Annotated in this window: 20 protein-coding genes; 14 read left to right on the top strand and 6 right to left on the bottom strand. The window is 70.9% G+C overall.

Features of this window, described 5'->3' with window-relative positions:
* Nucleotides 1-8: 8 nt before the first annotated feature.
* The gene (locus ACWGDB_RS18235; RefSeq protein ID WP_453823351.1) at nt 9-2,093 is read right to left on the bottom strand and encodes a YhgE/Pip family protein; all 2,085 of its coding nucleotides are present in this window, start codon (nt 2,091-2,093) and stop codon (nt 9-11) included.
* Complete coding sequence (locus ACWGDB_RS18230) at nt 2,065-2,838, bottom strand: ATP-binding cassette domain-containing protein (protein ID WP_453823350.1); 774 nt, start codon at nt 2,836-2,838, stop codon at nt 2,065-2,067. The genes ACWGDB_RS18235 and ACWGDB_RS18230 overlap by 29 nt, the downstream gene beginning before the upstream one ends.
* Before the next feature lie 169 nt (nt 2,839-3,007).
* On the opposite strand from ACWGDB_RS18230, the gene ACWGDB_RS18225 reads away from it, so the two are divergent.
* From ACWGDB_RS18225 to ACWGDB_RS18215, 3 genes are all read left to right on the top strand, one after another.
* Entirely contained in the window at nt 3,008-3,589 is a 582-nt protein-coding gene (locus tag ACWGDB_RS18225) for an SAV_6107 family HEPN domain-containing protein (RefSeq protein WP_453823349.1), read from the top strand.
* Nucleotides 3,590-3,866: 277 nt separating this feature from the next.
* Nucleotides 3,867-4,694 (top strand): methyltransferase, encoded by an 828-nt coding sequence (locus ACWGDB_RS18220; RefSeq protein ID WP_453823348.1) that lies wholly within the window; start codon nt 3,867-3,869, stop codon nt 4,692-4,694.
* Nucleotides 4,695-4,986: 292 nt separating this feature from the next.
* Nucleotides 4,987-5,379 (top strand): DUF3040 domain-containing protein, encoded by a 393-nt coding sequence (locus ACWGDB_RS18215; protein WP_048583452.1) that lies wholly within the window; start codon nt 4,987-4,989, stop codon nt 5,377-5,379.
* Between the two features lie 158 nt (nt 5,380-5,537).
* Here ACWGDB_RS18215 and ACWGDB_RS18210 read toward each other — a convergent pair whose 3' ends face one another.
* From ACWGDB_RS18210 to ACWGDB_RS18195, 4 genes are all read right to left on the bottom strand, one after another.
* Complete coding sequence (locus ACWGDB_RS18210; protein WP_453823347.1) at nt 5,538-7,922, bottom strand: transglutaminase TgpA family protein; 2,385 nt, start codon at nt 7,920-7,922, stop codon at nt 5,538-5,540.
* Nucleotides 7,919-9,292: a DUF58 domain-containing protein gene (locus ACWGDB_RS18205; RefSeq protein ID WP_453823346.1), complete on the bottom strand. Its 1,374-nt coding sequence runs from the start codon at nt 9,290-9,292 to the stop codon at nt 7,919-7,921. The genes ACWGDB_RS18210 and ACWGDB_RS18205 overlap by 4 nt, the downstream gene beginning before the upstream one ends.
* Nucleotides 9,289-10,332: an AAA family ATPase gene (locus ACWGDB_RS18200; RefSeq protein ID WP_383596591.1), complete on the bottom strand. Its 1,044-nt coding sequence runs from the start codon at nt 10,330-10,332 to the stop codon at nt 9,289-9,291. The genes ACWGDB_RS18205 and ACWGDB_RS18200 overlap by 4 nt, the downstream gene beginning before the upstream one ends.
* A 232-nt stretch (nt 10,333-10,564) precedes the next feature.
* The gene (locus ACWGDB_RS18195; RefSeq protein ID WP_453823345.1) at nt 10,565-11,176 is read right to left on the bottom strand and encodes a beta-class carbonic anhydrase; all 612 of its coding nucleotides are present in this window, start codon (nt 11,174-11,176) and stop codon (nt 10,565-10,567) included.
* Between the two features lie 377 nt (nt 11,177-11,553).
* Between ACWGDB_RS18195 and rsmH the strand changes: the two genes are divergently transcribed.
* The 11 genes from rsmH to ftsZ all read left to right on the top strand — a co-directional run bounded on the left by rsmH (nt 11,554) and on the right by ftsZ (nt 25,689).
* Nucleotides 11,554-12,510 (top strand): 16S rRNA (cytosine(1402)-N(4))-methyltransferase RsmH, encoded by a 957-nt coding sequence (rsmH, locus tag ACWGDB_RS18190; RefSeq protein WP_453823344.1) that lies wholly within the window; start codon nt 11,554-11,556, stop codon nt 12,508-12,510.
* Between the two features lie 82 nt (nt 12,511-12,592).
* On the top strand, nt 12,593-13,186 hold the full coding sequence (locus tag ACWGDB_RS18185) for a septum formation initiator family protein (protein ID WP_453823343.1): 594 nt from the start codon (nt 12,593-12,595) through the stop codon (nt 13,184-13,186).
* Between the two features lie 5 nt (nt 13,187-13,191).
* On the top strand, nt 13,192-15,153 hold the full coding sequence (locus tag ACWGDB_RS18180) for a peptidoglycan D,D-transpeptidase FtsI family protein (RefSeq protein WP_383596603.1): 1,962 nt from the start codon (nt 13,192-13,194) through the stop codon (nt 15,151-15,153).
* 238 nt (nt 15,154-15,391) lie between these two features.
* Nucleotides 15,392-16,918, top strand: coding sequence for a UDP-N-acetylmuramoyl-L-alanyl-D-glutamate--2,6-diaminopimelate ligase (locus ACWGDB_RS18175; protein WP_453823342.1), 1,527 nt, complete (start codon nt 15,392-15,394; stop codon nt 16,916-16,918).
* A 4-nt stretch (nt 16,919-16,922) separates the two neighbouring features.
* On the top strand, nt 16,923-18,338 hold the full coding sequence (locus tag ACWGDB_RS18170) for a UDP-N-acetylmuramoyl-tripeptide--D-alanyl-D-alanine ligase (protein ID WP_453823341.1): 1,416 nt from the start codon (nt 16,923-16,925) through the stop codon (nt 18,336-18,338).
* Complete coding sequence (gene mraY / locus ACWGDB_RS18165) at nt 18,335-19,408, top strand: phospho-N-acetylmuramoyl-pentapeptide-transferase (protein WP_328882238.1); 1,074 nt, start codon at nt 18,335-18,337, stop codon at nt 19,406-19,408. The genes ACWGDB_RS18170 and mraY overlap by 4 nt, the downstream gene beginning before the upstream one ends.
* Entirely contained in the window at nt 19,390-20,814 is a 1,425-nt protein-coding gene (murD, locus tag ACWGDB_RS18160) for a UDP-N-acetylmuramoyl-L-alanine--D-glutamate ligase (protein ID WP_453823340.1), read from the top strand. The genes mraY and murD overlap by 19 nt, the downstream gene beginning before the upstream one ends.
* Before the next feature lie 102 nt (nt 20,815-20,916).
* Complete coding sequence (ftsW, locus tag ACWGDB_RS18155) at nt 20,917-22,278, top strand: putative lipid II flippase FtsW (protein ID WP_453823339.1); 1,362 nt, start codon at nt 20,917-20,919, stop codon at nt 22,276-22,278.
* A 6-nt stretch (nt 22,279-22,284) separates the two neighbouring features.
* Nucleotides 22,285-23,379: an undecaprenyldiphospho-muramoylpentapeptide beta-N-acetylglucosaminyltransferase gene (gene murG / locus ACWGDB_RS18150; protein ID WP_383596616.1), complete on the top strand. Its 1,095-nt coding sequence runs from the start codon at nt 22,285-22,287 to the stop codon at nt 23,377-23,379.
* A gap of 23 nt (nt 23,380-23,402) precedes the next feature.
* Nucleotides 23,403-24,197, top strand: coding sequence for a cell division protein FtsQ/DivIB (locus ACWGDB_RS18145; RefSeq protein ID WP_453823338.1), 795 nt, complete (start codon nt 23,403-23,405; stop codon nt 24,195-24,197).
* Nucleotides 24,198-24,483: 286 nt separating this feature from the next.
* Nucleotides 24,484-25,689 (top strand): cell division protein FtsZ, encoded by a 1,206-nt coding sequence (gene ftsZ / locus ACWGDB_RS18140; protein WP_383596622.1) that lies wholly within the window; start codon nt 24,484-24,486, stop codon nt 25,687-25,689.
* Nucleotides 25,690-25,695: the final 6 nt, after the last annotated feature.

Raw genomic sequence — 25,695 nt, 5'->3', positions numbered from 1 at the left:
GCGCGCGTTCACAGGGTCAGCTCCGGGTGCAGCCGGTCGAGCGTCCACACCTGCCGGCGACGTGCCGACAGGGCGGTCAGCGCGAGGGCGGCCGCGGTGAAGGCGACGAGCACCACGCACGCCTGCCACACCGGTTCCAGACCGCCGCCCGTGATGAGCCTCCTGAGCGCCTCCACGACGTAGCTCATCGGCAGGAAGGGATGCAGCGCGTTGAAGAAGCCCGGGCTGGTCTGCACGGGATAGGTGCCGCCCGCGGACGTCAACTGCAGCATCAGGAACGCCAGGACGAGAATCCGGCCCGCCGCCCCGAAGCGCGCGTTCAGCCACTGCACGATCGCCGCGAAGCACGCGGTCACCAGGAACAGGAAGCCCACCGTCCCGGCCGCCCGCACCATCTGCAGCCCGACCGCCCAGTGCAGCACCGACATCAGGGCCACCGTCTGCAGCACCCCGATCGCCACCACCGGCAGCCAGCCGGCCAGCGCGATCCGCCAGGCCGAGGCGCCCGCGGCGAGCGCGCGCCGGTTCATCGGCGTGATCACCATGTACGCCACCATCGCGCCCACCCACAGGGACAGCGGGATGAAGTACGGGGCGAAACCGGTGCCGTAGTTGGGCGCCTTGTGCATGTCCCGCGAGACGAGCTGGACCGGGTCGGACATGACCTCGGTGCGCTGCTCGCGTGCCTTCTTGTCGTAGTCGGGGATCCGCTCGGCACCGTCGTGCAGCCCGTCCGAGAGCTTCCCGGAGCCGTCGACGAGCTTGTAGATGCCGCCGTTGAGGTCGACCGCGCCGGACTTGAGCTCGCCCACGCCGGTGTCCAGGTCCGCCGCGCCGGTCTTGGCCGAGCCGAGGCCCGAGTGCAGCTTCTTGGCGCCCGCGGCGACCTTGCCGGCCCCCTGGTTCAGCTTGTTGATCCTGCTGACGGCGTCGTCGAGGTCCTCGGAGAGGCGGGGTGCGCGGTCGGCCAGCGCCTGGGACTGCTTCTGGAGGGTGGCGAGGTGCTTGTCGAGCTTGGCCAGATCGCCCTTCTGGTCGGTGACCAGCGTGTTGAGATCGTCCGCGATCGTCGCCACGTCCGCGGCCGACTGCTTCGCCTTCTTCAAGTCGGAACAGGCCGGGTCGGGCAGGACCGCGTCCTCGCAGCGCGCCTTGTGGATGAGGTTCAGCGCGTCGGAGGCCTTGTGGGCGTCCTCGGCGGCGCCCGGAGCGCGCTCGACCCAGTCGTCGAGGTTGTTGCGGATAGCGCCCGAGGCGTCGGCGACCAGCCGGGCGGAGTCCCCGATGGTCTTCTCGTTGTCCTTCAGGAACGGCCCGATCTTCTTGTCGACCCCGTTGACCCTGTCGGCCAGCGTCTGCGTCCCCTCCGCGACCCGCCTGGAGCCGTCCTCCAGATCGCCCGCGCCGGTGTTGAGCTTCTTCAGACCCGTGGCCAGCTTGCCGCTGCCCTTCTTGGCGTCCTTCAGCCCGTCGGCAAGGTCCTTGGAGCCCTTCTCCGCCTTCCCGATGCCGCCTTCGAGCTTGTCGGCGCCGTTCGCGGCCTTGACCGTCTTGCCGTGGATGTCGGAGAACGAGACGAAGATCTTGTCCAGGAACGACCGCGACGCCTTCGTGGACGCCGCCTCGCGCACCTCACTGAAGACCGTCCGTGAGATCTGCCCGACGATGTAGTTGTTCGCGTCGTTCGTACGCACCTGAAGTGCGCCCGTCTCCGGGGAGTCGCCCGAGCTGGAGGCGATGCGCTCACTGAAGTCGGCCGGCATGGTCAGCGACAGGTAGTAGGTGCCGTTCTCGACGCCCTTCCGGGCCTCGGCGGCACTCACCTCCCGCCAGTCGAAGACGTCGCTCTCGCGCAGCCCCTTGGTGATGTCGTCGCCAGCGGCGAGCTTCTTGCCCTCGACGCTCGCCCCCTTGTCGTCGTTCACGAGCGCCACGGGAATGCGGTCCAGACGGCCGTACGGGTCCCAGAACGACCACAGGTACAGGGCGCCGTACAGCAGGGGCAGCACCAGCAGCGCGACCAGGGCGGCACGCGGCAGCTTTCCCCGGCCGAAGCGCCTCAGCTCAAGCGCGGCCAGCCTCGGCGAGCGCATCGGCGGCCTCCTTTCCGTCGGTTTCCTCGGGCATGGGCTCCTCGTCGGCCGCCCGCGTCGACACCTTGACCGTCCCGTCGGGGGCCTCGCTGCACACCGCCACGACCGTGGTCCCGGCCTCGGCGATCGACTGCAACAGCGCCCAGACCTCGGCCCGTTCGGCGTCCGAGAGGTTGAGGTCGGTGTCGTCGACACCGAGCACGCGCGGGCGCGCGATGAGGGCCAGCGCGACGGACAGCCGCAGCCCCTCCAGCCGCTCCAGATCCCGTACGGCCGTACGCGAGCCCTTGGGCAGGGAGTCCAGGTCGAGCCCCGCCGTTGTCAGCGCGGTGTCGATCCGCTGTCGCTCCTCGCTCCTGCGCTCGCCGCGCGGCCGCAGCAGCCCGCGCAACGAGTCGCCGAACCGCCGCTGCAGCAGCGCCCGTTCGCGCAGGTGCTCGGCGACGGTCAGGGCCGGGTCCAGGTCGGTCACACCCGGGACATGGGCCAGGGCGCTGACACGCCGTACCGCCGCCATGCGCTTGGGCAGCCCGGCCGCGCCGACGGTGGCGGACCCCTCGGTGGGCTTCATCCGCCCGGTGAGCGCGAGCAGCAGACACGTACGGCCCGTGCCGGACGGCCCTTCGATCGTGATCAGTGAGCCGGCCTCCGCCTCGAAGGAGACCCCGCGGAATGCCCATCCGCGGGGCCCTTCGAGGCCGAGACCCCGGGCCGTGACGCCGGCCGCGGCCACGGTTCCCCCCATCCCTGCCCCCTCTTCATTTGAACTGACTGGTCAGTGCAAAAACTAGCCCGAACTCTCGATCGAAGCAAAATCCCAGGTCAGAACGGATTGTCAGTGCCATACCTCACGATGGGCACATACGGCATCCCGTATCAGGGCGTGCCGTCACACAGACGACAGGAGGTTCGTCATGGCCAGCTATCACGCAGCAGCCGCCCGCCGGCGCCGCGCCACCGGCCCTGCCCCCTCACTGACCGGCCCGGCGAGCGACGTGCACCCCGTGCTCCGCCGGACCACGGCCCCGCCCGCCGCCCTCGACCTGCTTGCCCAGGCCCGTGCCGGACTGGACGAAACCGCCGTACTGGAAACGTCGAACGAGCGCTACGCCACAGCCCACCTCGCCGCCCTGCGTATCGCCGCCGCCGTCCTCGCCGCGCGGGGGCGACCGGAACCCAGCCCCAGGCGCCGGGCCCGCATCAGGAGCGCATGGGAAGTGCTCCCCGAGATCGTGCCCGAACTCGCCGAGTGGAGTGCGCTGTTCGCCTCCGGCGCCCGGCGCCGCGCCCGGGCCGAGGCGGGCATCCAGGGCGCGGCCAGCCGCCGGGACGCCGACGACCTGATACGCGACGTGGCGATGTTCCTGCGCCTCGTCGAGCGGATGCTGGTGCTCCAGCCGGTCCTGCCGCAGCCGCGACCGGACCTGGACGGGACGGACCGGGAGGGGGCCGAGGGTCCGCGTCACGCGCGGGACGACATGCCGGACGCGGGCTGAGAGGGGATCCTGGGCCTGTGCCGGGGGTGTTACCGGGGCGTAGGACAGCGGTCCCGGCGTGCGCCCGCGAAGTCCCCGGTCCGGGCCCACCCTGGGCATCACCGTCCGTCCGGCGAGACGGTCGGCGTCGCGCGGCACCGCGATGGCCGGGTGGGCCGGCGTAGGCAATAGGGTGGAGGGCGCCTGAAGCCTTCCCCACCCGTCCACCGGGCGGCTGGGAGGCAGCCCGTTCGCTCCGCCGTGCAGACGGCGGTGCCGCGCCGAGGAGTCAAACGCCGTGTCGGACCCGATGCGCCCGCCCGTCTCCCACCACCACCCTCAGGGGACGTCGCTGCGCTCCGGCGCCTCTCAATCCCGCGCCTCTCTCCGTACCGCCGTGGTCTGGGAGGTCCTCCAGGACGCCCTGGACCGCCGGGTCAAGGCCACGGGGCGGCAGGCGCTGGATGTCCTGGACACCGGGGGCGGCAGCGGCAACTTCGCCGTGCCCCTCGCCCGCCTCGGTCACCGCGTCACCGTCGTCGACCCCAGCCCGAACGCGCTCTTCGCCCTGGAGCGGCGCGCCGCCGAGGCCGAGGTCGCCGACCGGGTGCAGGGCGTCCAGGGCGACGCCCACGGCCTCTTCGACGTGGTCGAGCGCGGCGGGTACGACGTCGTGCTGTGTCACGGCGTCCTGGAGTACGTCGACGACCCCGCCGAGGGCGTCCGCAACGCCGTGGCCGCCCTGCGCCCCGAGGGCGTCCTCAGCCTGCTCGCCGCCGGTCTGGGCGGTGCCGTGCTGGCGCGGGCCCTCGCCGGTCACTTCAAGGAGGCCAAGCAGGCCCTGGAGGACCCGGACGGCCGCTGGGGCCAGGGTGACCCCGTGCCGCGCCGATTCACCGTCGAGCAGCTCACCGGGCTGGTCGAGGGCGCCGGCCTGCGGGTGGGGGCCGTGCACGGGGTGCGGGTCTTCGCCGACCTGGTCCCGGGCGTGCTGGTGGACACCGAGCCCGGCGCTCTGGAGGCGCTGCTGAAGCTGGAGGAGGCCGCGGCAGAGCTGTCGGCCTTCCACTCCGTGGCCACGCAGCTCCACGTGCTGGGAGAGACGCGGGAGACCGCCGGGGCCTGAGCCGTTTTCGGTGAGCGGACCCCAGGGGTGCGCCGTTGATCAGGGGCTTGGCTGCACATGGAGTACGCCACAGGCCCCCCGATCGGGCGCGGGGCGCCGTATGATCGAGGGAGACCGTTCCGGCATGACGGGTCGGCCGCTGGGGAATGCAGATCTCAGCGAGCCGGGACGTCCATGACGGAGCCCGGTTGGCCAATTGGCGTAGAGGGGCGGGTTTCACGGGGGCGATTCCCTGCCTATCCTGAAGGGACCCCCCGGGTCGCCCCGGCGACTGCACGATGAGGAGGACTCCGTGCCGCTCTCGGAGCACGAGCAGCGAATGCTCGAGCAGATGGAGCGAGCGCTGTACGCCGAAGATCCCAAGTTCGCGACAGCGCTTGAGGGAAGCGGGCTGCGTACGTACACCCGGCGACGGGTCTACCAGGCGGTCGCGGGCTTCCTCGTAGGTATCGCGCTCCTCATGGCTGGAATGGTCGCCAAGCAGGTGTGGCTGAGCGTGGTGGGCTTCCTCGTCATGCTGGGCTGTGCGGTACTCGCCGTGACCGGTTGGCGCAAGGCCCCCAAGCCGGGCGAGCAGCCCGCGGGTGGCCAGCAGGCGCGCCGCCAGCCACGTCAGAAGCGCTCCATGATGGACCGAATCGAACAGCGCTGGCAGCGCCGCCGTGACGAACAGGGCGGCCATTAGCTCGACGAGCATCCTGAACAGACGCAGGGGGTGACCACCGGTGGGTGGTCACCCCCTGACGTATGCCTACGCTCGGTGACGGGTGTCAGGTTCGGCTGGGTTGCGGTGTGCCTACGTCCGGCCGGGTGAGCCGGGCCCGGCGGCGCGGGCCCGGCCGGTCACCCGCGCTGGCCCGGCGTGGAGGGCCTGCGCAGCGTCGGGCGGGCCGAGGCGGCGCGCCGTTTGACGTTGGCCCACCAGTCCGACAGGGCCCAGGCGACCCGCACGCTGGAGCGTGGGGCCAGCCGGGCGCGCAGGGTCGTCGTCCAGGGGGACTTCGACTCGAGGTCGGACAGGACGCCGCGGACGTCCTCCGCGAGGCCGGCCGGCGGCCGGGGGCTGGGGGCGTAGAGGACCTGTTCCACCGCGTCGGCCACCCGGTGCACCGAGGCCGCGGCCGGTGGGTCGAGATGGCCCAGACGGACGATGCGGGCAGCGGTCTTACGGGGGGTCTGGGAGTCGTCCGGGGATATGCCGAAGTCCCAGGCGGTGTCCGTGAGTTCCTGCCAGACCGCCAGTGTGTGGAGCGATACGTCCGCCTCCGTGCGACCGTGCCCGCCGAGCCGCACCGCTCTGGTCCGCAGCCGCCACAGCATCGGCGCCAACGGGATCAGCAGCGCCGCGGCCCCTCCGAGGGCCCAGGCCAGGATGACGTACCACTTCGGGCCGTCGTCGTCCGTGACGAGCGCGGCTTCCGGGGACTCGCTCGCGCACAGTTCCGGGTTCTGCCCCGCGCAGCTCTCGCTCGTCGAGGGCGAGGCCGAGGGCCCCGTGCTCGTCGACTGCGAGGGCCGCGCCACGTCCGGCAGCGTCGAGCCGGTCGTGTCCGACTGGGTGTACGACGGCACCGAACCACGGGTCGGCGTCGGCTCGAAGCGGGTCCAGCCCACGCCCTCGAAGTACAGCTCCGGCCAGGCGTGGGCGTCCTTCAGGCCCACCGAGACGGAGTTGTCGCCCTGCGGGGTGCCGGGCGCGAAACCCACCGCCACCCGTGCCGGTATGTCCAGCGAGCGGGCCATCGCCGCCATCGCGAAGGAGAAATGGACGCAGAAGCCCTGCTTGTCCTTCAGGAAGCGGGCGATCGCCTGCCGGCCGCTGCCGACCTTGACGTTGGTGTCGTACTGGAAGCCGCCCGTGACGGCGAAGTACTCCTGGAGCTTGACGGCCTGCTCGTAGGGGTTGTCCGCCCCCTCGGTGACCTCGCGCGCGGTCCGGGCGACCGCCGAGGGCAGCGTGTCGGGCAGCTCGGTGAACTCGCGCTTCAAGGCCGCGGGCGCCGCCGGCGCGTTCGCGAGCTGCTTAGCCGTCGGCTGCACGTCGAGGCTGCGCACGGTGTACGTCGCCCCGCGCGTGGTCTGGCGGCGGTCACCCACGACCGTCATGCCCAGCGGTTCGTACCGCCAGTTGCCCGCTATGTCGACGCCGCTGGGCGGGTACGGCATCGGCAGCCAGTTCTGCGCGTACCAGTCCGCTGCCGAGACGGTCGTCTCGACCTGCGAGCGCTGCACGTCCGGGCCGAGGCCGAAGGGCGTGGGGAACTCGTTGGGCACGGCCTGGATGCTGCGCTTGGCCGGCTGCCAGGTGGTGCCGTCGAAGTCGTCCAGGGAGACGATCCGCAGATACATGTTCGACAGGTCGGCCGTGTCGGACTTCAGGGAGAGGACCTCGCGGTCCTCGTCCACGTTCAGACTGTCGCGCAGGGACACCAGCGGGTTCACCGCCGAGATCGTGCCCCCGCTCCCGCTGCCGGAGCCGACCCCTGTGCCCGCGGGTCCCAGCAGCCCGCCGTTCATCGCGGGCAGGGCCAGCGGCACCGCCAGGGCGATGCCCAGCGCGACCACGCCGATGCGCCGCCCGGTACGGACCGGTGCCACCGCGCCGGTCGGCTCCCCGCCCGGCATCCGTGGCGCCCCGCCGAAGACCCGGCCCCACTGCGAGAGCCGGTCACGCCCCTCGGCCAGGAGCAGCATCAGATAGCCCGCGGCGGCGACCAGGAACCACAGCCAGTCCGCGCCGCCCTCGGACAGCCCCGCGGCGACCGAGTACAGCGCCAGCAGCGGGAGCCCGGCCGGGGCGGCGCTGCGGAACGTCACCGCCAGGGTGTCCACCGCCAGGCCGATGATCAGGACCCCGCCGATGAGCATCAGCCGGATGCCGTCCGACAGCGGCGCCGGAATCGAGTACCGGCTGACGTCGTCCGCGCCCGTCTGCAGCAGCTCGCCGAAGTGGGCGAACGCCTCGGGCCCGGGGATCATCCCGATGATCGCCTGCTGGTTGGCGAAGGTCAGGGTCAGCAGCATCAGGGCGACGAGGGCCTGCGCCGCCACCGTCAGGGGCCGGGCCAGCGGCACCCGCCGGGTCGCCATGCCCACGCCCGTCTGGATCGCCAGCAGGAAGATCGCCTGCAGCAGCCAGGTGACCGGGGAGACCAGGGGCAGCAGGGCGCAGGACGCCATCAGCGTGGCCGCCGCGGCGCTCAGCGCCATCCGTGTCCGCCCGCTCATGCCCGTCCCCCCTCGCCATACGCGCCGCTGATCGCGGCCGCGTCCGTGCGCGCACGGTCCGCCTGGCGCCACAGCTCGTCCAGCGAAGCGCCCCGCGGCACGCTCAGGGCCGTCCAGCCCGCCTCCCGCAGCATCCGCAGCCGCTCCTCGCCCCTGTCCAACGCGCCGGGCACATCGGTGGGTTCCCGCACCCAGGACCCGCTGTCCAGCACGAAGGCCACCGCGCCGCCGCTGCGCTGCCGCATCTTGGCGGCCACCGTCGCCTGCTCCTCGTCGAGGTCGCCGAAGAAGGCGACCAGCAGCCCTTCGTTGCCGCCGCGCATCACGTCGTACGCCCGCGACAGACCCGTACCGTCCGAGTGGTCGATCACCGCGAGGGTGTCCATCATCAGCCCGGCCGCGTCCGCGGACTCCTGGCTCGCGCCCGCGAACCCGTCGGCGCCCTCGGCGGGCACCGAGCTGCCGGTGTCCGTCAGGAGCCGGACGGAGAAGCCCCGTTCGAGCATGTGGACCAGAACGGACGCCGTGCCCGACACGGCCCACTCGAAGGCCGAGTCGGGGCCCGCGCCCTGGAAGGCCGGGCCCCTGGTGTCCAGCAGCACCGTGCACCGGGCGCGCTGCGGCTGCTCCTCGCGGCGCACCATCAGCTCGCCGTAGCGGGCGGTGGAGCGCCAGTGCACGCGGCGCAGATCGTCGCCGTGGCGGTAGCCGCGCGGGATCACGTCGTCCTCGCCGGCCAGCGCGAGCGAGCGCTGCCGTCCGTCGCCGTAGCCCTTCGCCTCGCCGCTGAAGCGCACCGGCGGCAGCGGCTCCACGCGCGGGATGACCGTCAGGGTGTCGTGCGTGGAGAAGGAGCGGGTCAGCTCGCACATGCCGAACGGGTCGCTCAGGCGCAGCTGCAGCGGGCCCAGCGGATAGCGGCCGCGCAGGTCGGAGCGCACGCGGTAGGACACCTCGCGGCGGCCGCCCGCCTCCACTCGGTCCAGGACGAAGCGGGGGCGCGGTCCGAGGACGTACGGCACCCGGTCCTGGAGCATGAGCAGGCCCGTGGGCAGCCGGGAGACGTTGTCCATCCGCAGATGGACGCGGGCCTCGCTGCCGGCGGGCACGCGCGCGGGGGAGAGCCTGCGGCTGCCCGCGACCCGGTAGCGCGTGCGGTACAGCACCGTCGCGCAGACCAGGGGGAGCACGGAGAGGAGCAGCCCGACGCGCAGCAGGTCGCTCTGCCCGAGGACGTAGGAGCAGATGGCGGCCGCGATGCCGGCCGCCAGGAAGGAGCGGCCACGCGTGGTCAGACCGGCCAGTGCGGTGCGGATGCCGCTCTTCTCACCGCGGTCCGCCTCCGCCTGGCCGGTCCCACCGGAGGTCATCCGAGCCTCCGCGGCGGCTGCTGGCCGTACGTCGGAGTGCCCCGGCCGAGGCCTCCGAAGCCGGTCTGCTGCTGGGGCGCGGCGGGCACCGGGGTGCGCTGCATGATCTCCTGGACGACCTGCTCGGACGTACGCCGGTTCAGCTGGGCCTGGGCCGTGGGCAGCAGGCGGTGGGCCAGGACGGCCACGGCGAGGGCCTGCACGTCGTCCGGCAGCGCGTACTCCCGGCCGCTCAGGGCTGCGGACGCCTTCGCCGCGCGCAGCAGATGCAGCGTCGCGCGCGGGGAGGCGCCGAGTCTGAGGTCGGGGTGCGTGCGCGTGGCGGCGACCAGCTCCACCGCGTACCGCCGGACCGGCTCGGCGACGTGGACGCCGCGGACGGCGTCGATGAGCTTCACGATGTCGTGCGCGTGCGCCACCGGCTGGAGGTCCTCCAGCGGCGAGACACCGCCGTGCACGTCCAGCATCTGCAGCTCGGCCTCCATGCTGGGGTAGCCGACGGAGACGCGGGCCATGAAGCGGTCGCGCTGGGCCTCGGGCAGCGGATAGGTGCCCTCCATCTCGACCGGGTTCTGCGTCGCCACCACCATGAAGGGGCTCGGCAGCTCATAGGTCTGCCCGTCGATCGTGACCTGGCGCTCCTCCATGGACTCCAGCAGCGCGGACTGGGTCTTCGGCGAGGCGCGGTTGATCTCGTCGCCGATCACGATCTGGGCGAAGATCGCGCCGGGCTTGAACTCGAAGTCCTTGCGCTGCTGGTCCCAGATCGACACACCGGTGATGTCGGACGGCAGCAGGTCGGGCGTGAACTGGATACGCCGGACCGAACAGTCGATGGATCGTGCCAGCGCTTTGGCCAGCATCGTCTTGCCCACGCCGGGGACATCCTCGATCAGAAGATGCCCCTCGGCGAGCAGTACGGTCAGCGAAAGCCGTACGACCTCGGGCTTGCCCTCGATCACACCCTCCACCGAACTGCGGACACGCTCCGCAGTGGCGGTCAGATCAGTGAGGCTCGCTCGATCGTCATAGGTCGTCACCCGGCCCTCCTCGGCCCGTTCTTTCCGGGCCGACGCGATGCGGACCGGCCCACCCCTGGAACACGGACACCACGCGTGAAACGTTCCGCGTGTTGCCACACTCGCATTCTTGCTGCCGTTACCGATTCGTGTCACTCGACTGTGGACAACTGTCCGCGATATGTCAGGGCTTAGGGCCTTTTGTGCGCTCCAGAGGCCGAATTGACAGCGAAACGACAGGCGTGGCGGAGGGTTACGCGGGGTCGATCTCGCGCAGCAGACCCGTCTTCACGTCGAAGACGAAGCCGCGTACGTCGTCGGTGTGCGCCAGGAACGGCGAGGTGCGCACGCGCTGCATCGACTGCCGCACGTCCTGGTCGACGTCGCGGAAGGACTCCACCGCCCAGGCGGGGCGCTGGCCGACCTCCAGCTCCAGCTCGGTGCGGAAGTCCTCGGTGAGGGACTCCAGACCGCAGCCGGTGTGGTGGATCAGTACGACGCTGCGGGTGCCGAGCTTGCGCTGGCTGATGGTGAGCGAGCGGATCACGTCGTCGGTGACGACACCCCCCGCGTTGCGGATGGTGTGGCAGTCACCGAGCTCCAGGCCGAGCGCGGCGTGCAGGTCGAGTCGGGCGTCCATGCAGGCGACGATGGCGACGTGGAGCACGGGCCGGGCGTCCATGCCCGGGTCGGTGAAGGCGGCGGCGTAGCGCTCGTTCGCCTCGACAAGACGGTCGGTGACCGTGCCGCGGTCGGCTATCGCGCCCTGGGGACCAGTGGGAACCGATGCAGAAGTCGTCATACCCATGACGGTACTGGTCACGCCTCGAACGGACCCGTTGTGAGAGGGGACAAAGAACGCCATCGAGCCTTGTTGTGAGCTAACCCACAGGGGTGTCGTGAGTGCGCCCATACGAGCGAATCTCCGCGCAGCGCGGCAGCGGCGCAACCCGAAGCGGCGACGCGCAGGCCGGTTGATTGACCGCGACAGACGGTGGACTAAAGTGACGCGAAGCGGGAGGCGAGGCTCCCTGCTGGACTGAATTCCCCGGAGACCCCGGCGACTTTCCGGAGATCTCCCCGCGTGCGCGGCGCGCACGTACGGCTCGGCCTCCTCCCGCTCCCGGTCGGCTGACGCTTCCGGCGCCGGCAGGCCTCCCCTTCGCTGGGGTTCCCCCAGTTCGTCGGGGGAGGGCGGGGACCCGGCGGTGCGTGCACGCCCGCCGGATCTGAGAGGGCCCCTTGAGCCAGAGTCGACATGTCCCGGTGATGCTCCAGCGGTGCCTGGACCTGTTGGCACCCGCGCTGCAGCGGCCGGGAGCCGTGGTCGTCGACTGCACGCTCGGGCTCGGCGGCCACAGCGAGGCTCTCCTCGAGCGGTTCCCCGAGGCCCGGCTCGTCGCCCTCGACCGCGACAAGGAGGCCCTGCGTCTGTCCGGCGAACGGCTCGCGGAGTACGGCGAGCGAGCCAACCTGGTGCACGCCGTCTACGACGAGCTGCCCGACGTCCTGGCCAGGCTCGGCATCGCGCGCGTGCAGGGCGTCCTGTTCGACCTCGGCGTCTCCTCCATGCAGCTCGACGAGGCCGACCGCGGCTTCGCCTACGCCCAGGACGCCCCCCTCGACATGCGCATGGACCAGACCAGCGGCATCAGCGCCGCCGAGGTCCTCAACACCTACCCGGCCGGCGAACTCGTCCGGATCCTGCGCGCGTACGGCGAGGAGAAGCAGGCCAAGCGGATCGTGGCCGCCGTGGTGCGCGAGCGGGACAAGGAGCCGTTCACGAACAGCGCCCGGCTGGTGGAGCTCATCCGGGACGCGCTGCCGCAGGCCGCCAAGCGCACCGGCGGGAACCCGGCCAAGCGCACCTTCCAGGCGCTGCGCATCGAGGTCAACGGCGAGCTCTCCGTCCTGGAGCGGGCGATCCCGGCCGCCGTGGCGGCCCTCGACGTCGGCGGGCGGATCGCCGTGCTGTCGTACCAGTCGCTGGAGGACCGGCTGGTCAAGCAGGTGTTCGCGGCCGGCGCCGCCAATACCGCCCCGCCCGGGCTGCCGGTTGTCCCCGAGCAGTACCAGCCCCGGCTCAAGCTGCTGACGCGCGGTGCCGAACTTCCCACCGAGGAAGAGGTCGCCGAGAACCGGCGCGCGGCACCGGCGCGCCTGCGTGGCGCCGAACGCATCAGGGAGTCCATCGAATGAGGGGCGCAACGCGGGGGCGGGGGCGGATGTCCGGGTCCAGAAATCAAACCCATGAGTCGGAGAATCGCTTGGGGGAGGGTGAGTGAGTAGGAAACCCGAACTGAGGGGTCGGGCCGCCCGGCTCGCGCGGCTCTTTCCCGCGGGGATCGGGCATGCCGCCCGCGCCCCCTTCGTCCTCCTCGTCGTCCTCCTTCTCGGCGGCGGCCTCATCGGGCTCCTCGTGCTGAACTCCGCCCTCAGTGAAGGCGCGTTCAGACTCGACGACCTGCAGAAGGAGACGAAGTCCCTCACCGACGAGGAGCAGTCGCTCCAGCGGGACATCGACGCCTACTCCGCCCCCGAGGCCCTCCAGCGCCGCGCCCGCGAACTGGGCATGGTTCCCGGCGGCGACCCCGCCTTCCTCAACCCCGACGGCACCGTCAAGGGCGTCCCCAGCCCCGCGCCCGCCGGGCAGACCGCCGCGTACGACTCCCTGCTCCTCCCTCCCGAGGCCCTGGTCAGCGAGCCCAACGTGCCCTCGGCAGCAAGTGCGACGCCCACGGCGTCGGCTCCCGAGGCCACCCCCGCCGTGTCTGAGCCCGCGGCCTCGTACGCCGAACCCCGGTACGCGCCCTCCGTTCAGCAGCCCCTCCCGTCCGCCCAGTCCACCGCCCCGTACTCGACCCCCGGCAGGTGACGGAAGTGTCCGACAGGGAACCGCCGCGCCGCCGCGTGCCCGGACCCGCGAAGCCCGCCCGCTCCGCAGGCGCCCAGCGGCGCCCCGGCCCCGGCGCCCGCCCGGCCCGCCGCCCGGCACGCCCCCGTCCGCCGGTCACCGGAGTCATCCGGCTCGGCAGCCCCCGCCCCCGGCTGCGCATGGTCGGCCTGGCCCTGACCCTCGTCCTGATCGCCTTCGTCGTACGGCTCCTCCAGGTGCAGGGCGTCGACGCGAGCACCTACGCCGCCAAGGCCGAGAAGAACCGGTACGTCGGCTACACGCTGGCCGCCGAGCGCGGGGGCATCACCGACCGCAACGGCGTGGCCCTGGCGGCCAGCGTGGACGCGTACGACATCACCGCCGACCCCACGCTGTTCGCCCCCGAGCAGCTGAAGGTCGACGACGGCCCCGAGCAGGCGGCCGCCCTTCTCGCGCCGATCCTCGGCCAGGAGCCGGAGAAGATCGCCCACAAGCTGCGGCCCGCGAACAAGAACCTGCGCTACACCCTGCTGGCGAGCCGCCAGACCCCGCAGGTCTGGAAGCAGATCAAGGACCTGAAGACCGCGCTGGCCACCAAGTCCGAGAGCGACAAGAGCACCGTCAACGTCCTCGCGGGCGTCCTGTCGGTCGCCAGCAGCAAGCGCGTGTACCCGAACGGCGACCTCGCCGCCGGGATACTGGGCTGGGTCAACTCCGACGGCAAGGGCGGCGGCGGTGTCGAGCAGCAGCTGAACAAGCAGCTGTCCGGCAAGGACGGCGAGATCCGCTACGCCCAGTCCGGCGGCCGGCAGGTCCCCACCGTGGGCTCCACCGAGACGCCCGCCGTGCCCGGCAGCGACGTCGAGCTCACCATCGACCGCGACATCCAGTGGGCCGCGCAGAACGCCATCACCAAGCAGGTCCAGGAGTCCAAGGCGGACCGCGGCTATGTGATCGTCCAGGACACCCGCACCGGCGAGATCCTCGCCATGGCCAACTCGCCCGGCTTCGACCCGAACGACCTCTCCGAGGCCAGCAGCGCGAACATGGGCAACGCGGCCCTCCAGGACGCCTTCGAGCCCGGCTCCACCGCGAAGGTCATGTCGATGGCCGCCGTACTGGAGGAGGGCGTGGCCACCCCGGGCACGCATGTCATCGTCCCCAACCGGCTGCACCGCGGTGACCGGCTCTTCAAGGACGACATCGACCACGACACCTGGTACCTCACGCTCAACGGCGTGCTCGCCAAGTCCAGCAACATCGGCACCATCCTCGCCACCGGCCAGCTCGGCAAGACCCAGCCGCAGTCCAACAAGGTCCTCTACGACTACCTGCGCAAGTTCGGCCTCGGCAGCTACACCGGACTCGGCTTCCCCGGCGAGACCCCGGGCATCCTCGCCGCCCCGGACAAGTGGTCGACCTCGCAGCAGTACACGATTCCTTTCGGCCAGGGCGTGTCCATCAACGCGATGCAGGCGGCCTCCGTCTACTCGACCATCGCCAACGGCGGCGTACGCGTCGAACCCAGCATCGTGCGCGGCACCAAGGGGCCCGACGGGCAGTTCACCTCCGCCAAGGAGCCCAAGAAGACCAGGGTCATCAGCGCGAAGACGGCGAAGACGCTCGCCCAGATGCTGGAGTCGGTCGTGGACGACAGGGAGGGCACCGGCACCAAGGCGCGCATCCCCGGATACCGGGTCGCGGGCAAGACGGGTACGGCGAACCGAGTGGATCCGGCCACCGGCAAGTACCGCGGCTACACGTCGTCGTTCGCCGGTTTCGCACCCGCCGACAAGCCCCGGATCACGGTCTACTGCGCCATCCAGAACGCCACCCAGGGCAACTACTTCGGTGGCCAGATCTGCGGACCGATCTACAAGCAGGTGATGGAGTTCGCCCTGAAGACCCTCCAGGTCCCGCCGACCGGGGCCAAGGCCGCGAAGCTCCCGGTCGCCTACCGGCCCTGACCACGAACCCGACCACCCTGATCAGCACCGAGCAGCCAGGAACCACCTCGTGACAACGATCACTCCCGACTCCGGGAACCAGGGCGCCCCTCGCCCCTCGCCCGCCCGTCACCCACCGCCACCCTTGCCCGACCGCGCTGCGCGCGGGCCCCTTTTTAGCTCCCGGGCGGGTACGCCCGGTACGCTCACCGCCGTGCCACACGCTGATCAGTCCCAAACCACCCAGAAGGGGCAACCCGTGACCTATCCGGGACCGCCCAGGCCGGCGCAGGTCTCCGCCACACCCCTCGCGGAACTTGCCGATCAGCTGGGTGCCACCGCGCCGGACCGCGCGGACGCCGTCGATGTCACGGGCATCACCCATGACTCGCGCGCCGTCCGCCCCGGCGATCTGTACGCCGCCCTCCCGGGCGCCCGCCTGCACGGCGCCGACTTCGTCACGCAGGCCGCGAGCCTCGGCGCGGTCGCCGTGCTGACCGACCCGACCGGCGCCGAGCGCGCCGCCGCGACCGGCCTGCCGGTGCTGGTGGTCGAGAACCCGCGCGGGCAGATGGGTGAACTGGCGGCCACGATCTACGGCCACCCCGGCCGCGACCTCCTCCAGATCGGCATCACCGGCACCTCCGGCAAGACCACCACCGCGTATCTCGTCGAGGGCGCCCTCAAGACCGCCCGGGCCACCGGACTCATCGGCACGGTCGAGATGCGCATCGGCGACGAGCGCATCAAGTCCGAGCGCACCACCCCCGAAGCCACCGACCTCCAGGCCCTGTTCGCCGTCATGCGCGAGCGCGGCGTGGAGGCGGTCGCCATGGAGGTCTCCAGCCACGCGCTGGTCCTCGGCCGGGTGGACGCCTGTGTCTTCGACATCGCCGTGTTCACCAACCTCAGCCCGGAGCACATGGAGTTCCACTCCGACATGGAGGACTACTTCCGGGCCAAGGCGCAGCTGTTCACCCCGAAACGCAGCAAACTCGGCGTCGTCAACCTCGATGACGAGTACGGCCGCAGGCTCGTCAAGGAAGCCACCGTTCCGGTCGTCACCTTCTCCGCCGAGGGCCACCCGGACGCCGACTGGCGCGCCGACGACGTGGCGATCGGCCCCATGGACTCGACGTTCACCGTGATCGGCCCCAAGGGCGAGCGGATCGCGGCCAGATCGCCGATCGCGGGCCCCTTCAACGTGGCGAACACCCTCGCCGCCATCACCGCCCTGGCCGCCGCCGGCCTCGATGTACAGGCCGCCGCCGACGGCATCGCCGCCGTGCCGGGTGTGCCGGGCCGGCTGGAGCGGGTGGACGCCGGGCAGCCGTATCTCGCGGTCGTGGACTACGCCCACAAGACCGACGCCGTCGAATCGGTGCTCAAGGCGCTGCGCAAGGTCACCGAGGGCAGCCTGCACGTAGTGCTCGGCTGCGGCGGGGACCGCGACACGACCAAGCGCGCGCCGATGGGCGCCGCCGCCGCCCGGCTCGCCGACACCGCCGTACTGACCTCCGACAACCCCCGCTCCGAGGACCCCCTGGCGATCCTCGCAACCATGCTCCAGGGTGCGGCGTCCGTGCCGGGACACGAGCGTGGCGAGGTCCAGGTCTTCGAGGACCGGGCCGCCGCGATCGCCGCAGCCGTGGCGCGCGCCGAGCCGGGCGACACCGTGCTGGTCGCGGGCAAGGGCCATGAGCAGGGCCAGGACATCGCCGGAGTGGTCCGTCCCTTCGACGACCGCCAGGTGCTTCGCGAAGCTATCCAGAAGACCCAGGGATGAACTTGTGATCGCCCTCTCTCTCGCCGAGATCGCAGAAGTCGTCGGCGGGCAGACGTACGACATACCGGATCCGTCCGTCCAGGTCACCGGATCCGTCGTCCGGGACTCCCGTGAAGTGGAGCCCGGCAGCCTCTTCGCCGCCTTCGTCGGCGAGCGCGTGGACGGCCACGACTACGCGTCGGCGGTCGTGGCGGCGGGTGCCGTCGCCGTCCTGGCCTCGCGTCCCGTGGGGGTGCCCGCGATCGTCGTGGCCGACGTTCAGAAGGCCCTCGGCGCCCTCGCCCGTCATGTCGTACGACGGCTCGGCGCGACCCTCGTGGCCCTGACCGGCTCGGCGGGCAAGACCAGCACCAAGGACCTGATCGCCCAGGTCCTCCAGCGCAAGGCGCCGACGGTGTGGACGCCGGGCTCGTTCAACAACGAGATCGGGCTGCCGCTGACCGCGCTGAGCGCCACCGAGGAGACGAGGTTCCTCGTCCTGGAGATGGGCGCCCGCGGCATCGGCCACATCCGCTACCTCACCGGTCTGACGCCCCCGAAGATCGGCCTCGTGCTCAACGTCGGCACCGCCCACATCGGCGAGTTCGGCGGCCGCGAGCAGATCGCGCAGGCCAAGGGCGAGATCGTCGAGAACCTCCCGGCCGCGAGTGACGGCGGCGCCGCGATCCTGAACGGGGACGACCCCCTCGTGCGGGCCATGGCATCCCGTACGAAGGCGAAGGTGATCCTTTTCGGAGAGTCCGGCGAAGCGGACGTACGCGCCGAGAACGTGCGACTCACGGACAGCGGACAGCCCTCCTTCATGCTTCACACACCCTCCGGGTGCAGCGATGTGACCATGCGCCTGTACGGTGAGCACCACGTGTCGAACGCGCTCGCCGCGGCCGCCGTCGCCCATGAGCTGGGCATGTCCGCGGAAGAGATCGCCACCGCGCTCTCCGAGGCGGGCTCCCTCTCCCGCTGGCGGATGGAGGTCACCGAGCGCCCGGACGGCGTGACGGTCGTCAACGACGCCTACAACGCGAACCCCGAGTCCATGCGAGCCGCCCTGCGCGCGCTCGCGGCGATGGGCAAGGGGCGGCGGACCTGGGCGGTGCTCGGCAAGATGGCCGAGCTCGGGGACGAGGCGCTCGCCGAGCACGACGCGGTCGGGCGGCTCGCCGTCCGGCTCAACGTCAGCAAGCTCGTCGCGGTCGGGGGCAGGGAAGCGTCCTGGCTGCAACTGGGCGCATATAACGAGGGTTCGTGGGGTGAGGAGTCGGTGCACGTGTCCGACGCACAGGCGGCGGTCGACCTGTTGCGCAGCGAGTTGCGCCCGGGGGACGTCGTGCTCGTGAAGGCGTCCCGTTCGGTCGGTCTGGAGGGCGTCGCCGAGGCGCTGCTCGCGGGCGGTACCGAGGGTGAGGTTGCCGCCCGATGATGAATCAGATCCTGTTCTCAGGAGTCATTGGCCTCTTCCTGACCCTGATCGGCACTCCGCTGCTGATCAAGCTGCTGGCCCGCAAGGGCTACGGCCAGTACATCCGGGACGACGGCCCGCGTGAGCACCACGCCAAGCGCGGTACGCCGACCATGGGTGGTATCGCCTTCATCCTGGCGACGATCGCCGCGTACTTCCTGTCCAAGCTGATCACCGGCAAGCCGCCGACGTTCTCCGGAATCCTGGTGATCGGTCTGATGGCCGGCATGGGTCTGGTCGGCTTCCTGGACGACTACATCAAGATCGTCAAGCGTCGCTCGCTGGGTCTGCGGGCCAAGGCCAAGATGGCCGGCCAGCTGTTCGGCGGTATCGCCTTCGCGGTGCTCTCGCTCCAGTTCGCGGACAACCGCGGCAACACCCCGGCCTCCACGAAGCTCTCCTTCGTGCAGGACTTCGGCTGGTCCATCGGCCCGGTGCTGTTCGTCGTCTGGGCGCTGTTCATGATCCTCGCCATGTCGAACGGCGTGAATTTGACGGACGGTCTGGACGGCCTCGCCACCGGCGCCTCCGTGCTGGTCTTCGGCGCCTACACCTTCATCGGTGTGTGGCAGTTCCAGGAGTCCTGCGCCAACGCGCAGACCCTCAGCAACCCGGGTGCCTGTTACGAAGTGCGAGATCCACTCGACCTCGCCGTCGTCTCCTCGGCGCTGATGGGCGCCTGCCTCGGCTTCCTGTGGTGGAACACCTCGCCCGCCAAGATCTTCATGGGCGACACCGGTTCGCTGGCCCTCGGCGGAGCGCTCGCGGGTCTCGCCATCTGCTCGCGCACCGAGTTCCTGCTCGCCATCCTCGGCGGCCTGTTCGTGCTGATCACCATGTCGGTGGTCATCCAGGTCGGCTCCTTCCGCCTCACCGGCAAACGCGTCTTCCGGATGGCGCCACTCCAGCACCACTTCGAACTCAAGGGCTGGTCCGAAGTCCTTGTGGTGGTCCGCTTCTGGATCATCCAGGGCATCTGTGTGATTGTCGGACTGGGCCTCTTCTACGCGGGATGGGCAGCGGACAAGTGACCGACTGGCAGGGGAAGAACGTCACCGTCGCCGGGCTCGGAGTCTCCGGGATCCCGGCGGCCAAGGTGCTGCACGGCCTCGGCGCGAAGGTCACCGTCGTCAACGACGGCGACGACGCACGCGCGCGTGCCCAGGCCGCCGACCTGGAGGCCCTCGGCATCGCCGTACGCCTCGGTGACGGAGCCACCCTGCCCGAAGGCACCGAGCTGATCGTCACCGCGCCCGGCTGGAAGCCGGACAAGCCGCTGTTCGCGGCGGCTCGTGAAGCGGGCGTCCCGGTCTGGGGCGACGTGGAACTCGCCTGGCGGCTGCGGCGCCCGGACGCCGCGCCCTGGCTCGCCGTCACCGGCACCAACGGCAAGACCACCACCGTCCAGATGCTCGCCTCCATCCTTGAGGCGGCGGGCCTGCGCACGGCCGCCGTGGGCAACATCGGCGTCTCGCTCCTCGACGCGGTGCTCGGCGACGAGCAGTACGACGTCCTGGCGGTGGAGTTGTCCAGCTACCAGCTGCACTGGGCGCCCTCCCTGCGCGCCCACTCCGCCGCCGTCCTGAACCTCGCCCCCGACCACCTCGACTGGCACGGCTCCATGGAGGCGTACGCCGCCGACAAGGGCCGTATCTACGAGGGCAATCGCGTCGCCTGCGTCTACAACGTCGCCGACAAGGCCACCGAGGACCTGGTCCGCGAGGCCGACGTCGAGGAGGGCTGCCGGGCCGTCGGCTTCACGCTGGGCACCCCGGCCCCGTCCCAACTCGGCATCGTGGAGGGCATCCTGGTCGACCGTGCCTTCGTCGAGGACCGGCACAAGAACGCCCAGGAGCTCGCCGAGGTCTCCGACGTCAACCCGCCGGCCCCGCACAACATCGCCAACGCCCTTGCGGCGGCGGCCCTCGCCCGGGCCTACGGGGTGCCCCCCAGGGCCGTACGGGACGGCCTTCGGGCCTTCACCCCGGACGCCCACCGCATCGCGCATGTGGCGGACCTGGAAGGGGTCGCGTACGTCGACGACTCCAAGGCCACCAACACCCACGCGGCGGAAGCCTCGTTGGCGGCGTACGAGTCCATCGTGTGGATCGCGGGCGGGCTCGCCAAGGGCGCCGTCTTCGAGGAACTGGCCGCCAAGTCGGCAAAGCGACTGCGCGCGGCCGTGCTCATCGGCGCCGATCGCGGCCTGATCCGGGAAGCCCTCGCGCGACACGCGCCGGAAGTACCGGTCGTCGACGTCGACCGGACCGACACTGGGGCGATGCTCGCGGCAGTCCAGGAAGCCCGGCGACTCGCTGTCGCCGGAGACACGGTGCTCTTGGCACCTGCTTGTGCCTCGATGGACATGTTCGCCAACTACAACCAGCGCGGTGACGCGTTCGCGGAGGCGGTTCGCGAACTCGGCGCGGGCGCCTGACGCGGGTCTCGGCCACTGCGGGTGCTTCGGGACCCTTGGAGGGACGCGTGACTCGGATGTGGCCGGACGGTACCAACCCCCACGGCGGGGCGGTGAGCGCCGATGCCCGGTAGCCGCACGGGAAGGCCTCCCGTCCAGCGGACCGTCCGGCGTCCCGTCGTTCCCCGGCCGTCGCACGACAACGGCGTACGACGGCTCTACGTCCGCCTGAACAGGGCGTGGGACCGGCCGCTGACCGCGTACTACCTGATCCTCGGCGGCAGCCTGCTGATCACCGTGCTCGGTCTGGTGATGGTCTACTCGGCCTCCCAGATCACCGCGCTGCAGATGTCGCTGCCAGGGTCGTACTTCTTCCGCAAGCAGCTGCTGGCCGCGGTGATCGGCACGGGGCTGCTGTTCGCCGCCTCGCGGATGCCCGTGAAGCTGCACCGGGCGCTGGCCTACCCGATCCTCGCCGGCGCCGTCTTCATGATGGCGCTGGTGCAGGTCCCCGGGATAGGAGTCGCGGTCAACGGCAACCAGAACTGGATCGCCCTCGGCGGCTCCTTTCAGATCCAGCCCAGCGAGTTCGGCAAGCTCGCGCTGGTGCTGTGGGGCGCGGACCTGATCGCCCGCAAGGAGGACCGGAAGCTGCTGGCGCAGTGGAAGCACATGCTGGTGCCGCTCGTGCCGGTCGCCTTCATGCTGCTCGGGCTGATCATGCTGGGCGGCGACATGGGTACGGCGATCATCCTGTCGGCGATCCTGTTCGGCCTGCTGTGGCTGGCGGGGGCGCCGACCCGGCTGTTCGTCGGGGTCCTGTCGGTCGCCGGCCTGATCGGCCTGGTCCTCATCAAGACCAGCGCGAACCGCATGGCCCGACTGCAGTGCCTGGGCGCCACCGAACCGCGCAGCGGAGCCGTCGACTGCTGGCAGGCCGTGCATGGCATCTATGCCCTGGCCTCCGGCGGAATCTTCGGCTCCGGGCTCGGTGCGAGTGTGGAGAAATGGGGCCAACTACCCGAAGCCCACACCGACTTCATCTTCGCCGTCACCGGTGAGGAATTGGGCCTGGCGGGGACGCTGTCGGTGCTCGCCCTCTTCGCGGCTCTAGGCTATGCGGGTATCCGCGTGGCCGGACGCACGGAGGACCGCTTCGTGAGGTATGCCGCGGGAGGCGTGACGACCTGGATCACCGCGCAAGCCGTGATCAACATCGGTGCGGTGCTCGGCCTGCTGCCGATCGCCGGCGTCCCCCTTCCGCTGTTCTCGTACGGAGGGTCCGCCCTGTTGCCGACCATGTTCGCCATCGGGCTGCTGATCGCGTTCGCGCGCGACGAGCCCGCTGCGCGGGCAGCGCTTTCCGTGCGGCAACCCCGCTTTGGTAGAAAGCGTGCGGGAGGCGCCGGCTCCGGCCGGGCGCCTCGGAGATGGAACACGATGCGACGGCGTGCCTCGGCGGCGCGCTCGTCCGGAGAGCGGTGAATTTCGGTGCATGTCGTACTCGCCGGTGGGGGGACCGCCGGCCACATCGAGCCCGCGCTCGCCCTCGCGGACGCCCTGCGCAGGCAGGACCCGACCGTGGGGATCACGGCCCTGGGCACGGAGCGAGGGCTCGAGACCACCCTCGTTCCTCAGCGCGGCTACGAGCTTGCGCTGATCCCCGCCGTGCCGCTGCCCCGCAAGCCCACGCCCGAGCTGATCACCGTCCCGGGCCGACTGCGCGGCACGATCAAGGCGACCGAGCAGATCCTGGAGCGCACCAAGGCCGACGCGGTCGTCGGCTTCGGCGGCTATGTCGCCCTGCCCGGCTACCTCGCGGCCAAGCGCCTCGGGGTGCCGATCATCATCCACGAGGCCAACGCCCGCCCGGGCCTCGCCAACAAGATCGGCTCGCGCTACGCCGCCCAGGTCGCCGTCTCCACTCCGGACAGCAAACTGCGCAACTCGCGCTACATCGGCATCCCGCTGCGCCGGACCATCGCCACTCTCGACCGGGCCGCGATGCGCCCGCAGGCTCGCGCCGCGTTCGGGCTCGACCCGAACCTGCCCACCCTGCTGGTCTCCGGTGGCTCGCAGGGCGCCCGCCGTCTCAACGAGGTCGTCCAGCAGGTCGCGCCCTGGCTCCAGCAGGCCGGAATCCAGATCCTGCACGCGGTCGGCCCGAAGAACGAACTGCCGCAAGTGCACCAGATGCCGGGAATGCCGCCGTACATCCCGGTAAGTTACCTGGACCGGATGGACCTCGCGTACGCCGCGGCCGACATGATGCTCTGCCGCGCGGGCGCGATGACCGTCGCCGAACTCTCCGCCGTCGGACTCCCGGCCGCCTACGTCCCGCTGCCCATCGGCAACGGCGAACAGCGGCTGAACGCCCAGCCGGTGGTCAAGGCCGGCGGCGGACTGCTGGTCGACGACGCGGAACTGACGCCCGAGTGGGTGCAGCAGAGCGTCCTGCCCGTGCTCGCCGACCCGCACCGGCTGTACGAGATGTCCCGCGCCGCAAGCGAGTTCGGCCGCCGGGACGCCGACGACCTGCTCGTCGGCATGGTGTACGAGGCGATCGCCTCGCACCGCCGCCAGTAACCGTATGACGGAGGGCAGGGAGCGTGGCCGGACCGACGACCGCCGAGCGCGGTGAACGCCAGCAGGAGTCGTCCGACCCGCCCCTCGCCCGGCGGTTGAGGGTGCGGAGACTTCGTACGATGATCATTCTTCTCGTCGTGCTCGTACTCCTCGGCGCGGGATCCGTCTGGCTGCTGTACGGCTCCACATGGCTGCGCGTGGAGCGCGTATCCGTCTCCGGGACCCGGGTGCTGACGCCCGCACAGGTCCTCGAGGCCGCCGACGTCCCTGTCGGGGCGCCGCTGATTTCCGTCGACACCGACGCGATTGAGGCACGGCTGCGCCGGGAATTGCCCCGAATTGACGTGGTTGACGTGGTCCGCTCCTGGCCTCATGGAATCGGCGTCAAAGTGGCGGAGCGTACTCCGGTTCTGATTGTCCAAAAGGACGGAAAGTTCGTCGAAGTGGACAAGGAAGGCGTCCGATTCGCCACGGTTTCTGTGGAGCCGAAAGGCGTTCCCGCGCTGGAATTGACGGTGTCTCAGTCGAGCTCCGCCGCCGCGAGTCTGCGCCGCTTCGGGGAGGCCCGCTTGATGCGGGAGGCGGTGCGCGTGGCCGACGCCCTGCCGGACGCCGTGGCGCGCGGCACCCAGGTCGTCAAGGTCCGTTCCTACGACGACATCTCGCTCGTGTTGAGCGGCGGCACGACCGTCGCCTGGGGGAGTGGCGAGAAGGGGGCCGCGAAGGCTCGCACACTCACCGCTCTCATGAAAGCCTCGCCGGATGCGCGGTACTTCGACGTCAGCGTTCCCACCGCCCCTGCGTCATCAGGGAGTTGACGCACATTCGCGCAGGCCAGCACCCTGGTTGGGCAGCGACATGGCTGATCACATAGGGTGAAAAGAAAAACGGGAGGTTCGGCGTGTTCGTTGAACGTGCGCCACTTGTCGACTTAGTGTCCTGTTCAGAAGACTTCAAGGAACAGACACACTGGTAACCCTAAACTTCAGGGTTAGGGTTCGGGTCGGCGCTACGGACCGTCCCATTCGGCATCAGTCGCGGTTCACAAAGCAGAGAGCTTCCCGTGATCCGACGACCCGTAACTCGAGGCGAGAGGCCTTCGACGTGGCAGCACCGCAGAACTACCTCGCAGTCATCAAAGTCATCGGTGTCGGCGGCGGTGGTGTCAATGCCATCAACCGGATGATCGAGGTCGGTCTCAAGGGCGTCGAGTTCATCGCTATCAACACCGACGCGCAAGCTCTGTTGATGAGCGACGCCGACGTCAAGCTCGATGTCGGCCGTGAACTCACCCGCGGACTCGGCGCCGGAGCCAACCCGGCCGTCGGCCGCAAGGCCGCCGAGGACCACCGCGAGGAGATCGAGGAGGTCCTCAAGGGGGCCGACATGGTCTTCGTGACGGCCGGTGAAGGCGGCGGCACCGGCACCGGCGGCGCGCCCGTCGTGGCCAACATCGCCCGCTCGCTGGGCGCCCTCACCATCGGCGTGGTCACCCGCCCGTTCACCTTCGAGGGACGGCGCCGCGCCAACCAGGCCGAGGACGGCATCGCCGAACTGCGCGAAGAGGTCGACACCCTCATCGTCATCCCGAACGACCGGCTGCTGTCCATCTCGGACCGCCAGGTCTCGGTGCTCGACGCCTTCAAGTCGGCCGACCAGGTCCTCCTCTCCGGTGTCCAGGGCATCACCGACCTCATCACCACCCCCGGCCTCATCAACCTCGACTTCGCCGACGTCAAGTCGGTCATGTCCGAGGCCGGTTCGGCCCTCATGGGCATCGGCTCGGCCCGCGGCGACGACCGCGCGGTGGCCGCCGCCGAGATGGCGATCTCCTCGCCGCTCCTGGAAGCGTCCATCGACGGCGCCCGGGGCGTGCTGCTCTCCATCTCCGGCGGCTCCGACCTCGGCCTGTTCGAGATCAACGAGGCCGCCCAGCTGGTCAGCGAGGCCGCCCACCCCGAGGCCAACATCATCTTCGGCGCGGTCATCGACGACGCCCTCGGCGACGAGGTCCGGGTCACCGTGATCGCGGCCGGCTTCGACGGCGGCCAGCCGCCGGCCCGCCGGGACAACGTCCTCGGCTCGACCTCCTCCTCTCCGTCCTCGGCCCGCCGCGAGGAGCCCACTCCGGCACGGCAGACCGAGAGCCGACCGTCGTTCGGCTCCCTCGGCAGCGTCACGCCGAAGGAAGAGGCCGAGCCCGAGCCGGAGCCGGTGGCCGACCTCCCGGTCGCTCCGCCGGTCCCGCCGTCGCGGACCTACGCCGACAGCGCGGCGGAGGAGCTGGACGTTCCGGACTTCCTTAAGTGATCCTTC

This window comes from Streptomyces sp. NPDC055013 (assembly GCF_053608645.1).
This window is presented reverse-complemented; position numbering and strand designations above follow the sequence as displayed.